This window comes from Aeromicrobium yanjiei, assembly GCF_009649075.1.
Taxonomy (GTDB): Bacteria; Actinomycetota; Actinomycetes; order Propionibacteriales; family Nocardioidaceae; genus Aeromicrobium; species Aeromicrobium yanjiei.
The window spans coordinates 2,521,197-2,534,348 of sequence record NZ_CP045737.1; the positions used below are offsets into that span (position 1 = coordinate 2,521,197).

Annotated in this window: 15 protein-coding genes; 5 read left to right on the forward strand and 10 right to left on the reverse strand. The window is 71.1% G+C overall.

Annotated elements, in window-relative coordinates; translation table 11 throughout:
* The first annotated feature begins 8 nt into the window (after positions 1–8).
* Positions 9–587: a hypothetical protein gene (locus GEV26_RS12350; RefSeq protein ID WP_153653448.1), complete on the forward strand. Its 579-nt coding sequence runs from the start codon at positions 9–11 to the stop codon at positions 585–587.
* An 84-nt stretch (positions 588–671) separates the two neighbouring features.
* Here the strand turns inward: GEV26_RS12350 and GEV26_RS12355 are convergent, their stop codons facing one another.
* From GEV26_RS12355 to GEV26_RS12365, 3 genes are all read right to left on the reverse strand, one after another.
* Positions 672–1,451 (reverse strand): enoyl-CoA hydratase/isomerase family protein, encoded by a 780-nt coding sequence (locus GEV26_RS12355; protein WP_153653449.1) that lies wholly within the window; start codon positions 1,449–1,451, stop codon positions 672–674.
* A gap of 135 nt (positions 1,452–1,586) precedes the next feature.
* Positions 1,587–1,997, reverse strand: a complete 411-nt coding sequence (locus tag GEV26_RS12360) for a hypothetical protein (RefSeq protein ID WP_153653451.1) — start codon at positions 1,995–1,997, stop codon at positions 1,587–1,589.
* Positions 1,998–2,060: 63 nt separating this feature from the next.
* Positions 2,061–2,522, reverse strand: coding sequence for an aminoacyl-tRNA deacylase (locus GEV26_RS12365; RefSeq protein WP_243838736.1), 462 nt, complete (start codon positions 2,520–2,522; stop codon positions 2,061–2,063).
* Between the two features lie 49 nt (positions 2,523–2,571).
* Between GEV26_RS12365 and GEV26_RS17990 the strand changes: the two genes are divergently transcribed.
* A complete protein-coding gene (locus GEV26_RS17990; protein WP_208430756.1) occupies positions 2,572–3,432 on the forward strand; it encodes an NUDIX hydrolase in 861 nt (286 codons plus the stop codon).
* Positions 3,433–3,435: 3 nt separating this feature from the next.
* Here the strand turns inward: GEV26_RS17990 and GEV26_RS12375 are convergent, their stop codons facing one another.
* The 6 genes from GEV26_RS12375 to GEV26_RS12395 form a co-directional block, all read right to left on the reverse strand.
* The gene (locus tag GEV26_RS12375) at positions 3,436–4,407 is read right to left on the reverse strand and encodes a DUF8094 domain-containing protein (RefSeq protein WP_153653455.1); all 972 of its coding nucleotides are present in this window, start codon (positions 4,405–4,407) and stop codon (positions 3,436–3,438) included.
* Entirely contained in the window at positions 4,404–5,273 is an 870-nt protein-coding gene (locus GEV26_RS12380; RefSeq protein WP_153653456.1) for a hypothetical protein, read from the reverse strand. The genes GEV26_RS12375 and GEV26_RS12380 overlap by 4 nt, the downstream gene beginning before the upstream one ends.
* A gap of 144 nt (positions 5,274–5,417) precedes the next feature.
* Entirely contained in the window at positions 5,418–6,341 is a 924-nt protein-coding gene (locus GEV26_RS12385; RefSeq protein ID WP_153653458.1) for a tetratricopeptide repeat protein, read from the reverse strand.
* A gap of 75 nt (positions 6,342–6,416) precedes the next feature.
* A complete protein-coding gene (locus tag GEV26_RS17900) occupies positions 6,417–6,575 on the reverse strand; it encodes a hypothetical protein (RefSeq protein ID WP_194839844.1) in 159 nt (52 codons plus the stop codon).
* Positions 6,576–6,623: 48 nt separating this feature from the next.
* Positions 6,624–7,583, reverse strand: a complete 960-nt coding sequence (gene meaB, locus GEV26_RS12390) for a methylmalonyl Co-A mutase-associated GTPase MeaB (RefSeq protein WP_243838738.1) — start codon at positions 7,581–7,583, stop codon at positions 6,624–6,626.
* A 10-nt stretch (positions 7,584–7,593) separates the two neighbouring features.
* Positions 7,594–8,784, reverse strand: a complete 1,191-nt coding sequence (locus tag GEV26_RS12395; RefSeq protein ID WP_153653460.1) for an acetyl-CoA C-acetyltransferase — start codon at positions 8,782–8,784, stop codon at positions 7,594–7,596.
* A gap of 130 nt (positions 8,785–8,914) precedes the next feature.
* On the opposite strand from GEV26_RS12395, the gene mce reads away from it, so the two are divergent.
* The 3 genes from mce to GEV26_RS12410 all read left to right on the forward strand — a co-directional run bounded on the left by mce (position 8,915) and on the right by GEV26_RS12410 (position 12,325).
* Positions 8,915–9,364: a methylmalonyl-CoA epimerase gene (mce, locus tag GEV26_RS12400; RefSeq protein WP_153653462.1), complete on the forward strand. Its 450-nt coding sequence runs from the start codon at positions 8,915–8,917 to the stop codon at positions 9,362–9,364.
* A gap of 312 nt (positions 9,365–9,676) precedes the next feature.
* A complete protein-coding gene (gene ccrA, locus GEV26_RS12405) occupies positions 9,677–11,014 on the forward strand; it encodes a crotonyl-CoA carboxylase/reductase (RefSeq protein WP_153653463.1) in 1,338 nt (445 codons plus the stop codon).
* A gap of 120 nt (positions 11,015–11,134) precedes the next feature.
* On the forward strand, positions 11,135–12,325 hold the full coding sequence (locus GEV26_RS12410) for a coiled-coil domain-containing protein (protein WP_194839845.1): 1,191 nt from the start codon (positions 11,135–11,137) through the stop codon (positions 12,323–12,325).
* A 21-nt stretch (positions 12,326–12,346) separates the two neighbouring features.
* Here GEV26_RS12410 and GEV26_RS12415 read toward each other — a convergent pair whose 3' ends face one another.
* Positions 12,347–13,141, reverse strand: a complete 795-nt coding sequence (locus tag GEV26_RS12415; RefSeq protein ID WP_153653467.1) for an alpha/beta hydrolase — start codon at positions 13,139–13,141, stop codon at positions 12,347–12,349.
* Between the last annotated feature and the right edge of the window lie 11 nt (positions 13,142–13,152).

Below are 13,152 nucleotides of genomic sequence, written 5' to 3' on the forward strand. Positions count from 1 at the left end.
GAAACACCATGGACACTTTGAAGGACTTCGATTGGTGGGTCTGGGCCCTCATTGCGCTCGCGATCATCGCGATCATCGCAGTGGGCGTCATGATGGCCAAGCGAGCCGAGGTGAAGCGCAAGGCGGCTCGCCGCGAGCAGGCCTCGAGCATCCGTCACGAGGCGCGCGATGTCGAGATCGAGGCCCGGCGCAAGGAGGCCGACGCCGCGGCGATCCGCGCGGAGGCCGAGCAGGCCCGCGTCGAGGCCGAGGCCAAGGAGCGCGCCGCCCAGGAGCGTGAGCACGAGGCTTCCAAGGTCCGCAGCCACGTCGACGAGCGCCTCGCCGAGGCCGATCGCCTCGATCCCGACGGCACGGCCAAGGCCGACGACGGGCACAGCCGCACCGCCGGACGCGGTGACGAGCGGACGACGGGCAGCACCGACGCCAGGAGCGCGTACGTCGCAGGTCGTGAGGACGAGCGCGCCGCCGGCACCGACACCGGGCACGGCTCGCACGTCGACCGCGCGGCGGCCGAGGGTCAGGTCGAGGGCGGGACCTCCGACCGTCCCACCCACGTCGCCCCAACGGACGACGACCGCCGCTGATCCCCACTCCCGCTGGGCCTGACGTCTCTGCAGACACGCCGACCGCGTGTCGGCAGAGACGTCAGGCCCAGCGTCGGTGAGGGGTCAGCTGCCGGTGAAGGTGGCCTTGCCGGGGCCGTTCTGGACGAAGGAATCCATGCCGGCCTGGCGGTCGTCCGTCGCGAACAGGCCGGCGAACTCGACCCGCTCGATCTCGAGCCCGGTCTGCAGGTCCACCTCGAGACCCCGGTCGACGGCGCTCTTGGCCGCACGCAGCGCGAGTGCCGGTCCGCCGACGAACTGGGCGGCCCACTCGACTGCCTTCGCGTAGACCTTGTCGGCAGGGTGGACCTGGTCGACCAGGCCGATCGCGAGCGCCTCCTGCGCGTCCACGAACCGTCCGCTGAAGATGAGCTCCTTGGCCTTGGCCGGGCCGATCAGGCGGGACAGCCGCTGGGTGCCGCCCGCGCCGGGGATGATGCCCAGCAGGATCTCGGGCTGGCCGAGCTTGGCGTTGTCGGCCGCGAAACGCACGTCCGTGGACAGCGCGACCTCACAGCCGCCGCCCAGCGCGAAGCCGGTGATGGCCGAGACCGTGGGCTTGCCGATCGCCGCGATGTCGCGGGTGAACGCCTGCAGCAGGTGGGACCGACGGACCATCTCCGTGTACGTCAGGGTGGCCATCTCCTTGACGTCGGCGCCGGCGGCGAAGACCCGCTCCCCGCCGTGGACGACGACCGCGGCGACGTCGTCGCGGGAGTCGGCCTCCTTCGCCGCCACCGAGAGCTCGTCCTGCACCTGGGCGCTGATCGCGTTCATCTTGGGCCGGTCGAGCCGGATCGTCCCCACCCCGTCGCTGACCTCGAGTCGCACGAACTCTCCCACGATGTCCTCCTGACACTCATCGACGCCCGCGGCGGACGCCTTCGCCGTCGAGCATAGGGGCGCGCCCGGGCGGTGCGCCCGCGTCCACCTCGGCGGTCGACGTGGACGCCCGCGCACCGCCGCCGGGGCCGGGGTTCAGGCGACCTGGCCGGCGAACACGCAGTACGAGAAGAAGGCCACGCCCAGCACCATGCCGACGTGGCCGAGCAGCGAGAGGAACGGGCCCCGTGCCCAGCTGTCGTCGGTCGCCGCGGCGGCGTGCCGCCCACTCGCGGGGAGCCAGCGGGCGAGGATCAACAGTCCGATGAGCGCCTCGAGCGACCAGACGGCGACGGCCAGCACGCCGAAGGTCTCCGCGGGCGAGGACAGGTAGTAGGCACCGACCGCGAGCATCGCCACGCCGACGACCGTGTGCGCGTTGACCAGCCCGTCGGAGACCTGCGCGTGACCGGCCTGCGCCTCGTTGGCATGCAGGCGCAGCCTGGTCAGCAGCACCACGACGGCCGCCAGCGCGAGCAGCATCCACAGGACATTCTCGATCTCCACGGGGGCATAGTGGCACAGGTCACACCCGCTGACCATCCCTTCGCCCGGCGGACGCCCCGGGCGCTACGCGTCGTCGGAGATGTCGGCGACCTGCGCATCGAGCACCCGGACGACGTCCGCGGCATCCACCGTCATCGCGACGCCGTGGGCACCGGCCCCCAGCGAGATCCGACCGGTCACCGACGCGTCGACGACGACCGGCCACGGGGTCGTCGAGCCGAACGGGGTGATCGTGCCCCGCTCGTAGCCCGTGGCCGCGAGCGCACCGGCGGCGTCCGGCATCGAGAGCCGGGACGTGCCGAGGACGGCTCGCAGCTTGGGCCACGAGAACGTCCGGTCGCCCGGCACCAGCACCAGCACGACGTCGTCGTCGGCCCGGCGCACGACCAGCGTCTTGACGATCTCGCGCGGCTCGACCCCGCGCGATGCTGCCGCCTCGGCGAGGGACGCCACCGGTCCGTGGCGGGTGATCTCGTAGTCGATCCCGGACGCCTCGACGGCCGCCACGGCACGTTGCTCGCTCACCCGTCGAGCGTACGCGCCACGGCCGGGCGCGGCCGGATAACCTGAAGGCATGACCGTCACCCTGCGCGACGACGACCTCTCCCTCGTGCCCACCACAGGCTCCGACGAGTTCACCGGCTTCGCGATCGTCCTGGCCGACGAGCGCGTCGGCACGGTCGCCCTCCGCTCCGAGGGCCGGGGCATCGCCTCGATCCGGTGGAACTCGAGCATCCAGCAGCCGTTCGTGGTGGGCCGCGCGCTGCGGCTCGCGGCCGAGCACGCGTTCACGACGCTCGGTGTCGGCCGGATCGAGGTCCGCCTGCCGCTCGACGACGCGCCGCAGATCCGGGCGGCGTCCCTCAGCGGGATGCGACGCGAGGGGGTCATCCGCCTGCCCGGGGACCGCGCGGACGAGGTCCTCATGGCGCGGCTGGCCGACGACCCGCCAGCCTCCAGCAAGGAAGGCTTCACCGCGATCCTCAACGCGGGACTGCCGACCAAGCGCGTGATCAGCCAAGGCCTGCTGCGTGACGAGCAGGGCCGGGTCCTGCTGTGCGAGCTGACCTACAAGCGCGAGTGGGACCTGCCCGGCGGGGTCGTCGAGGTGGGCGAGCCGCCTGCGCTCGGCCTCGTGCGCGAGCTGGAGGAGGAGCTGGGCATCACGGCCGAGGTCCGCGGGCTGCTCACGGTCAACTGGCTGCCGGCGTGGCGGGGCTGGGACGACGCCTGCATCTTCTTGTTCGACCTCGGCGTGGTCGACGGCTCGATCACCGAGGGCATGACGCTGCAGGCCTCGGAGATCAAGTCGGTCACGTGGTGCGAACCGGCGACCGTCCGCGAGCGAGCGACCGCCGCCGCGATCGAGCTGCTCGAGGCCGTCGAGTCCGGCAGCCTGCCCACCTACCGCGAGGCGCCCAAGGCCGCGGAGTAGCGGTCAGGGGCTCGCGGTGCCGGCGGCGTCCGCGCTGACCACCCCGCCGTACTGTCCCAGCGCGCGCGGCTTGCCCGTTCCGCCGGGGATGTAGAGCAGCACCTGGTGGTAGTAGTTGAGCTTGCCCGATCCGGCGATGCCCGAGGCGAGGAACGCCTGCTGCGGGGTCCCCTCGGGCCACGTGATGGTCAGGCCCTCCTTCACGTCGTACGTGTCGGAGCGCAGCAGCGTCACGAACGCCAACGCTCCCCCGTCCGCGGTCCGCAGCGCGTATCGCACGTCGTCCGCGCCCCACGTCTGGGAGAACGTGACGCCCTTGAGGGAGCCGTTGGTCTGTGCTGCCGAGCGCATCTGCTCGATGAACGAGTCGCTGACGATCCTGCTCGCCTCGGGCGCCTTCGGATCGGACAGCACCTTCACGTAGGCGGCCGCCGCGTCCTGCACGGACATCGACATGCCGACGCCGTCCTTCGGCTTGACCGTGACGGGGGCGCCGGACTCCCGCCGGATCTGCGGCAACGTGGTGCCGTCGAGGATCTCGGGGGACGCGCTCAGGAGCCACGGGTCGACCGAGGACTCACGCTCGAAGATCTGGACCCGGCTGACGCCCGCGTCGGGGTCGCGCACCACCGCGAAGAACCAGAGCGGGTACGCGCCGAAGCGCGGGGTCAGCACCTGCGTGACCTCGACTGCGGACGTGTCGGTCTTCTGGGTCCTGGCCAGCCGCTGGGAGACCTCGAACGAGCCCGAGTCGATCGCGAGCACCGGACCGGTCTCCACGGTCGACAGCGGCTTGGCGTCCAGCAGCTCGATCGCGGTGTTGCGCACCTCGCGGTAGCGGTCGAAGATCCGGGCGACCTCGGTCTCGCGGGCCGCGGTCTTCTCGATCCTGGCCTCGCTGCGCTGGTGCGGCACCGCACATGCTGCCAGGGACAGGACGCAGACCAGGGCCGACACCCCGCGCAGCTGCCTCATCTGCTCTCCCCCTCGTCCACGACCTCGAACTCGTCCAGCTGGTCCTCGCCGACCTCGTGCTCGACGCCGTCCTCGTCCACGTAGACGTACACGACCTGCGGCTCCGGCTGCGGGTCCGGCTTCGACTCGGGCGCGGGCTCCTCGACCTCCGCCACGACCTCGAGGGCCCTCGCCTCGTCCGCAGAGATCTCGTGCTCGACGCCGTCCTCGTCGACGTACACGTAGACGATCTCCTCGACGACGTCCTCCTCCGGGTCGTCCTCGTCATCCACACCGTCGCCGCGGCGCACGAGGACGCCGATCCACGCGACACCGAGGCCCAGCAGGAGCAGGGCCAGGCCCTTGGCGAACCCACCCTTCACGCCGTACGCCACCGTGACCTCGAGCCCGGACAGATTGGACGAACCGACCGACAAGATCGCGAGCGAGACGGTCTGGTCCGGCAGCTGCGTGCTGATGCTGGCACCACCCAGGCCGGCCGAGCTGTCGATCCACCAGTCGAGGGCCGTCGGCGCGCCGGGCAGGTTGGGCCTGCCGTCCACCGACCGCGTCGTGATGTCCCAGGGGCGCTTGAAGTCGGTGACCTCGAGCCGCTTGGTGCGGCGTACGTAGTCACGGACGTCGACCGAGTTGGCCAGGCCCACGAAGACCGGCTTGCGGACCGGGACCTCGGCGAGCACGTCGAGCTGCACGTCGGCCCAGCTGATCACGCGGGGCGTCGTGACGACCGCCGCGTCATCGGTCTCGATGAGGTGCGGCCCGGTGGAGAACCGGCTGTCGGGTCCCAGCACGACCATGACGGCCGCGCCGAGGAGGGCCAGGAGCACACCGAGGACGGACAGGGCCCAGCCGCACCTCGTCCGCATCGCCACTCCCCCTCGCGCCCTCAGGCGGGTACGCCGCCCCGACCCTACCTCTCGGGATCGCCGAAACAGGTCAGGTTGCAGCGATGTCCGGCGGGTCGTGGTCGACCGGCCGGATCCGCCTGGCGAATGCGGCGGGGCGCCGACTCAGAAGAGGGCAGTGGCCAGCGCGCGGCGGGCCGTCATGACGACCGGATCGGCGATGCCGACGACCGTGAACAGCTCGAGCAGCCGCTCGCGGACGGTCTCGCGGTCGTCGCCGGACGTGCGCTTGACCAGGTCGATCAGGCGCAGGAACGCGTCCTCCACGTTGCCGCCGCTGACGTCCAGGTCGGCCACGAGCATCTGTGCCTCGATGTCGTCCGGATCGTCCGCGGCAGCCTTGCGGGCCGCCTGCAGATCGGCGTTCTTGGTGCGCGAGAGCCACTTGACCCGGGCCAGACGCTCGGCGACCTCGACGTCGGCCGGATACTGCACGCGCAGCTTCTCGTACTCCGCCACCGCGGTGTCGAAGTCGCTCGCCATGAACGCCTCCTCGGCGGCGGCGAACCGCGGGTCCTCGGGCTCCTGCTCGGCCTCACCCTCGGCCGGGGCACCACCCACCGGCTGCGCACGCCCGGTCAGGCCGTTCTCCGCGGCGAGGCGGACGAGCTCGTCGAAGTAGCGACGCATCTCGGTCTCGTCGACCGCGCCCTGGAACAGCGGCACCGGCTGCCCCTTGACCAGGCCTGCCACGAAGGGCACGCCCTGGACGTTGAGCGCCTGCGCGATCTGCGGGCTCGCGTCGACATCGACGCGAGCGAGCAGGATCTGGCCGGCGTACGAGTCCACGACCCGGCCGAGCAGGTCGTTGAACGCCGCCCCCTGCGGGGCGCGCGAGGACCAGAGCCCGAGCACGACGACGTACGACATCGATCCCTCGAGGGCGACGGTCTGGAAGGTCCGCTCGTCGATGTCGACGACGTACGAGCCGCCGCCCGCGCCCGCTGCGCCGCCCGCGGCGGGCGAGGGACGGCTGGCAGGCTGCTTCAGCGCAGAGAGATCGATGGCACCGGGACGCGAGAAGGTCATGGCTCCATCATAGGAAGGTCGTCGACAGACGGTCAGGTGCCGTCCATCGGGCGCCCCGCATCGCCGACCGGCTGCCTACGCGCTGAGCTCACGGACGAAGGTGTCGAGCCGGTCCAGGGCGTCACGGATCCAGTCGTAGGCGTCGTTCACGGTGTCGGCGGCGCTCGCCGGCGAGTTCACCAGCTGATAGACGACGAACCCGACCACGAGCAGCAACAAGACCTTCTTCAGCACGGGTCCATGGTGCCAAGGCCGTCCCAGCGATCCCGACAGGCGCGCCGCTCAGAGACTCTCGACGAGGGTGTCCGCGGCAGCGAACGGGTCGGAGTCGCCCGCCAGCACCTGCTCGGCGAGGGTGTCGAGACGCGCATCACCGGACAGGGAGAAGCGCGAGCGCACCTCGGTCAGCGCGAGCGCCTCGATCTCGCGGCGCGTGCGCGCGAGGCGCCTGCGGCGCAGCTCACCGGACTCCTCGAGGTGCGCCCGGTGCGCGAGGATCTCGTCGACGACCTCAGCGACCCCCTCCCCCGTCGTCGCGGTGGTCAGCAGGATCGGCGGCTTCCAGGCACCGTCGCCCCGGTCCGTCATGGAGATCACCGACCGCAGCTCGCGACGGGTCGCGGCCGCGCCGTCGCGGTCGGCCTTGTTGACCACGAAGACGTCGCCGATCTCGAGGATCCCGGCCTTCGCAGCCTGGATGCCGTCTCCCATGCCGGGCGCCAGCAGCACGAGCGTGGTGTCGGCGAGGCCGGCGACCTCCACCTCCGACTGGCCCACGCCCACGGTCTCCACCAGCACGACGTCGCACCCCGCGGCGTCCAGCACCCGCAGCGCTTGCGGTGCCGTCGCGGAGAGCCCGCCGAGGTGACCGCGGCTGGCCATCGACCGGATGTAGACGCCCTCGTCGAGCGCATGGTCCTGCATGCGGACCCGGTCGCCCAGGAGCGCGCCGCCGGAGAACGGGGACGTGGGATCGACCGCGAGCACGCCCACCCGCTTGCCCTGGGCCCGCAGCGCGGCGACGAGGGCGGAGGTCGAGGTGGACTTGCCGACGCCGGGCGAGCCCGTGACTCCCACGATGTGCGCGCTGCCGACCCACGGCGACAGCGCAGCGCTGACCTCGCGCAGCGCCGGCGAGCGATCCTCCACCAAGGAGATCAGCCGCGCCACCGCCCGGGGCTGGCCGTCGCGTGCCTGCTGCACGAGATCGGCCACGGGCGTGGCACGGCTGCTCCCGGTCACTGCGGAAGGACTACTTCTTCGGGACGCGGATGATCAGCGCGTCGCCCTGGCCGCCTCCACCGCACAGACCGGCGGCGCCGATGCCTCCACCGCGACGACCCAGCTCGAGGGCGAGGTGCAGCACGAGCCGCGCGCCGCTGGCGCCGATCGGGTGGCCCAGCGCGATTGCGCCGCCGTTGACGTTGACCATGCTCTCGTCGACGCCCAGCTCGGAGGTCGAGGCGATGCCGACGGCGGCAAAGGCCTCGTTGATCTCGACCAGGTCCAGATCGGTGGGCGCGATGCCCTCCTTCTCGCACGCCTGGGCGATCGCCCGGGACGGCTGGCTCTGCAGGCTCGAGTCCGGACCGGCGACGACGCCGGCGGCGCCGATCTCGGCGATCCACGACAGACCGAGCTCCTCGGCCTTGGCCTTGCTCATGACGACGACGGCCGCGGCACCGTCCGAGATCTGGCTGGCCGAGCCCGCGGTGATCGTGCCGTTCTTGTCGAATGCCGGACGCAGCTTGCCGAGCGACTCGGTCGTCGTGTCGCCACGGACGCCCTCGTCGGCCGAGATCACGATCGGGTCGCCCTTGCGGGTCGGGATCTCGACCGGGACGATCTCGTCGTCGAAGACGCCGTTCTTCTGCGCGAGGGCCGCCTTCTGGTGCGAGGCGGCGCTGAACGCGTCCTGCTCCTCGCGGGAGAACTTCTGCTTCTCGACGTTGATCTGCTCGGTCAGGCCGCCCATCGCCTGATCGGTCATCGCGTCCCACAGACCGTCCGCCGCCATGTGGTCGACGAGCTTGGTGTCTCCGTACTTGGTGCCCTCACGCGAGCCCAGCAGCATGTGCGGCGCCTGGGTCATCGACTCCTGGCCACCCGCGACGATGATCTCGTGCTCGCCCGCGCGGATGAGCTGATCGGCCATCGCGATCGCGTTGATGCCCGAGAGGCACACCTTGTTGATCGTGATCGCCGGGACGGTGAGCGGGATGCCGCCCTTGTGGGCCGCCTGCCGCGCCGGGACCTGGCCCGCGCCGGCCTGGAGCACCTGGCCCATGATCACGTAGTCGACCTGGTCGCCGCTCACGCCTGCCCGCTCGAGGGCGCCCTTGATCGCCAGTCCTCCGAGATCCGAGCCGGAGAGGGTCTTGAGACCGCCGAGGAGGCGGCCGATCGGGGTGCGGGCACCGGCGACGATGACGGACTGGGTCATGGGAAGAGCTCCTTCGAAGGCAGTCTCTGAATAGACGGTGATCACACTTTACGCACTGGTAACCTGCCGCGACCGGGATGTGCCATGGATCACCCCGCCCCGCCCCGGGGGTGTGCCCTACCCTCGTGGCATGACGACCCCGTTGGTTCCCGACCACCTGCTCCTGACCATCGACCACGTCGGCATCGCCGTGCCCGACCTCGATGACGCACTCGAGTTCTACGCCACGACGTTCGGCCTGCACTCGGTCCACGAGGAGATCAACGAGGAACAGGGCGTCCGCGAGGCGATGCTCGCGGTCGGTGACTCCGACACCCGCATCCAGCTGCTCGCGCCGCTGAGCGAGGAGTCCACGATCGCCAAGTTCATCGCCCGCAACGGCCAGGGCATCCAGCAGCTGGCCTATCGCGTGGCCGACATCGAGGCCGTGTCGGCGATCCTGCGCGAGCGCGGCGTCCGCCTGCTCTACGACGCGCCCAAGCGCGGCACCTCGGACAGCCGGGTCAACTTCGTCCACCCGAAGGACGCCGGCGGCGTCCTGGTCGAGCTGGTGCAGCCGGCCACGAGCGCGTCCCACTGATCCCCTCCCCCGTCCGCTGACGCGCGGGTTGCGTCCGCTGACGCGCGGGTTGCGTCCGCCGACGGGAGAGTCCCGGCACGGAACGTCCGCCGTCCTCCGCGTCAGATCGCTTTCCCGCCCGTTCTCAACCCGCGCGTCAGCGGACCGGAGTCTCCCCTCAGCGGACGGAGGCAGCGGCCTGCGCCGCTGGGATGCCGGTCGTGTCAACTCCTCGACGAGTCGGACACTGAGTCTTGGATCACAGGCTCGAACGGGTGACGCCTCAGGTTACGGCTCGGTAACATCGCCGGAACCAACCTGGAGGTTCCACCCGTGCAGCAGATCCTCGATGCCATCCTCGCCGGCGACACCGCCCCCGAGGACTTCGCTTCCATCGCCCTTCCCGAGAGCTACAAGGCGGTCACCGTCCACAAGGACGACGTCGACATGTTCGAGGGCGTCGCCAGCCGCGACAAGGACCCGCGCAAGAGCCTGCACCTCGACGAGGTGCCCATCCCCGAGCTCGCTCCGGGCGAGGCTCTGGTGGCCGTCATGGCCAGCGCGATCAACTACAACACGGTGTGGACGTCGATCTTCGAGCCGGTCTCGACGTTCGGCTTCCTGGAGCGCTACGGGCGCCTGTCGGAGTACTCCAAGCGCCATGACCTGCCGTACCACGTGGTCGGCTCGGACCTGGCCGGCGTCGTCCTGCGCACCGGACCCGGCGTCAACCTGTGGAAGCCGGGCCACGAGGTCGTCGCGCACTGCCTGTCGGTCGAGCTGGAGAGCCCCGACGGCCACGACGACACGATGATGGACCCGCAGCAGCGCATCTGGGGCTTCGAGACGAACTTCGGCGGCCTCGCGCACCTCGCGATCGTCAAGGCCAACCAGCTCATGCCCAAGCCCGACCACCTGTCGTGGGAGGAGGCCGCGAGCCCCGGCCTGGTCAACTCCACGGCGTACCGCCAGCTGGTGTCCAAGAACGGCGCCAACATGAAGCAGGGCGACGTCGTCCTCATCTGGGGCGCCTCGGGCGGCCTCGGCTCGTACGCGACGCAGATGGCACTCAACGGCGGAGCCATCCCGGTGTGCGTGGTGTCCTCCCCCGAGAAGGCCGACATCGTCCGGTCGCTGGGTGCCGAGCACGTCATCGACCGCTCGGCCGAGGGCTACACGTTCTGGAAGGACGAGCACAACCAGGACCCGAAGGAGTGGCAGCGCTTCGGCAAGAAGATCCGCGAGCTCACCGGCGGCGAGGATCCTGACATCGTCTTCGAGCACCCGGGCCGCGAGACGTTCGGCGCCTCGGTCTACGTCGCTCGCAAGGGCGGCACGATCATCACCTGCGCGTCGACCTCGGGCTACATGCACCAGTACGACAACCGCTACCTCTGGATGAACCTCAAGAACATCAAGAGCTCGCACTTCGCCAACTACCGCGAGGCGTGGGAGGCGAACCGGCTCATCGAGAAGGGCCTCATCCACCCGACCGTCTCGAAGGTCTACTCCCTCGAGGAGACCGGCCAGGCCGCGCTCGACGTGCACCAGAACAAGCACCAGGGCAAGGTCGGCGTGCTGTGCCTCTCCCCCGAGGAAGGACTGGGCGTCCGCAACGAGGAGAAGCGGGCCCTGCACATCGAGGGCATCAACCGTTTCCGCGGGGTCTGAGAGACCGCTAAGACCCTGCTCCGACGCGGGGGCACGACCGCTCACGGTCGTGCCCCCGCAGTTCTTCGGCGGGTAAGGTGGAGCACGTCACCCGAACACCTGCCACGAATGGGATCATGCATGTCCGACCAGCCCGGATTGTCCATCTTCGACGCAGCCGACCGGTCGGCCGACGCCTCGTTCCCGCTGGCGCGCCGCGGCGGGTATGACACCGATGCGGTGGACGCATGGGTCCGCACCCAGTCCGCCGAGCTGCACCGTGCAGCGGATGACCTGAGGGCACTGCAGGCCGAGAACGAGAGCTTGCGCGAGGCGGTCGACTCGCTCACCGCGCGCATCGAGGCGTTCGAGCGCCCCACCTACACCGGCCTGGGCAACCACGCCGCCCAGCTGCTCGGGCTGGCCGAGCAGGAGGCCGAGGTCGTCCGCAGCCGCGCCGTGCGCGACGCTGACGAGCTCGTCGCCAAGGCCGAGGAGGAGGCCACGCTGGTGCGGGTCGCGGCCGAGCACGAGGCCGAGCAGATGCGCGGTCAGGCCATCGTCGAGCTCGAGGACAAGCGCAAGCAGCTGCTCGAGGACGTCGAGGCGATGCGCGCCGAGGCATCCGCGCAGGCCGACGACCTCCTCGCCCAGACGCAGCGCGAGGTGGCCCAGCTCAGGCTCGCCGCCGAGCAGGAGGCGCAGAACATGCGCCTCGGGGCGACCCGCGACGTCGAGCAGGCCCGCGCGGCCGCCGACCGCGAGGTGACCGAGGCCCGCCGCGTGCTGGCCGTGGAGAAGGAGCGTCTCGCCCGCGAGGCCGCCGAGAACCACGCCTCGGCCACCGACCAGACCGCCAAGCTGGTCCAGGACGCCGAGACCCGCGCGAGCGCTGCGGACGCCCGTGCCCGCGAGGCCATGGCGCAGGCGGCCAAGGCTCGTGAGGCCGCGACCGCCGAGGCCGCTCGCGTCATGGAGAACGCTCGCACCGAGGTGGCCCAGCTCATCGCGAGTGCGACCGCCGAGGCGCAGAAGATCCGGGTGACCGCGACCACCGAGGCGGACCGGCACACCCGCACGCTGCGGGCCGAGGTCGAGGACCTGCAGCGCCGGCGCGAGGGCATCCTGGCCCAGATGGGGCAGCTGCGCGACATCGTCTCGTCATTCGCCCCCACCTCGGTCGAGGTCACCCAGCCCGACGCGGTGGATGAGGACGACGCGGTGGACACCGACGAGGTCGAGGTCGCCGAGGCTGCCGAGACCGAGCCGGTCGATGCAGCCGCGGCCGCCCAGCCCGAGCCTGCCGTCCAGCAGCGCAAGGACGCCAGCTAGCACCGTCGCGCGGGCTGCGCCTCAGTCCGGCGGTGAGGGGCGCGGCTCGCTGAACGCAGCGACCGTCCGGTCGGCGTACGCCATGGAGTCGGCGCGCTCCATCGGACCGTCCCACGTGCTCGGCAGGGGCACGGAGGCTCCGGGCGCGAGCTTGCGCACGATCTCGTCGAGGACCCGCTCGGAGTCGCCGACCCAGAGGTGCTTCGCGCCGTCCACGCCGATGACCTCGGCCTGCGGGATCGCGGCGAACCGCTCCCGCGCCTCGGGCGGCTGGAGGTAGTCGTCGTGCTCGGGGACGAGCGCCGTGACGGGGCGACCGGAGTCGGCCCACGCCTGCAGGTGCTCGGGCCGCGAGTAGCGCAACGGTGGCGAGAGCAGCACGGCTCCCTCGACCGACGGCTCGAGGCCGTACATGAGCGCGAGGTCCGTGCCGAACGACCAGCCCACGACCCAGATGTGGGGCAGCTCGGCGAACTCCGCGTGCTCGACTGCCGCTGCGACGTCGAACCGCTCCCCCACGCCGTTGTCGAACGTCCCCTCGCTCGTGCCCTGGACGCTGGACGTGCCGCGGGTGTTGAAGCGCAGCACTGCGACGTCGGCGAGGGCCGGCAGGCGGTATGCAGCCTTGCGGAACAGGTGGCTGTCCATCATGCCGCCGTGCGTCGGCAGCGGGTGCAGGCAGATCATCGTGGCCACCGGGTCCCGGTCCAGCGGGAGCGCGAGCTCGCCGACCAGGGACAGGCCGTCGGCGGTCTCCAGCGTGATCGGCTCGCGTCGTGCCGGCAGCACGGAGTTGCCGCGGATTCTCTCGGTCATGTCGTCCGTCC

Bases quoted from the DNA above. Each gene is read 5' to 3' on its own strand.
- GEV26_RS12350 (WP_153653448.1), top strand. From the start codon at position 9: ATGGACACTTTGAAGGACTTCGATTGGTGGGTCTGGGCCCTCATTGCG.
- GEV26_RS17990 (WP_208430756.1), top strand. From the start codon at position 2,572: ATGACCGTCACCCTGCGCGACGACGACCTCTCCCTCGTGCCCACCACA.
- GEV26_RS12375 (WP_153653455.1), bottom strand. From the start codon at position 4,407: ATGAGGCAGCTGCGCGGGGTGTCGGCCCTGGTCTGCGTCCTGTCCCTG.
- GEV26_RS12380 (WP_153653456.1), bottom strand. From the start codon at position 5,273: ATGCGGACGAGGTGCGGCTGGGCCCTGTCCGTCCTCGGTGTGCTCCTG.
- GEV26_RS12385 (WP_153653458.1), bottom strand. From the start codon at position 6,341: ATGACCTTCTCGCGTCCCGGTGCCATCGATCTCTCTGCGCTGAAGCAG.
- GEV26_RS12395 (WP_153653460.1), bottom strand. From the start codon at position 8,784: ATGACCCAGTCCGTCATCGTCGCCGGTGCCCGCACCCCGATCGGCCGC.
- mce (WP_153653462.1), top strand. From the start codon at position 8,915: ATGACGACCCCGTTGGTTCCCGACCACCTGCTCCTGACCATCGACCAC.
- GEV26_RS12410 (WP_194839845.1), top strand. From the start codon at position 11,135: ATGTCCGACCAGCCCGGATTGTCCATCTTCGACGCAGCCGACCGGTCG.
- GEV26_RS12415 (WP_153653467.1), bottom strand. From the start codon at position 13,141: ATGACCGAGAGAATCCGCGGCAACTCCGTGCTGCCGGCACGACGCGAG.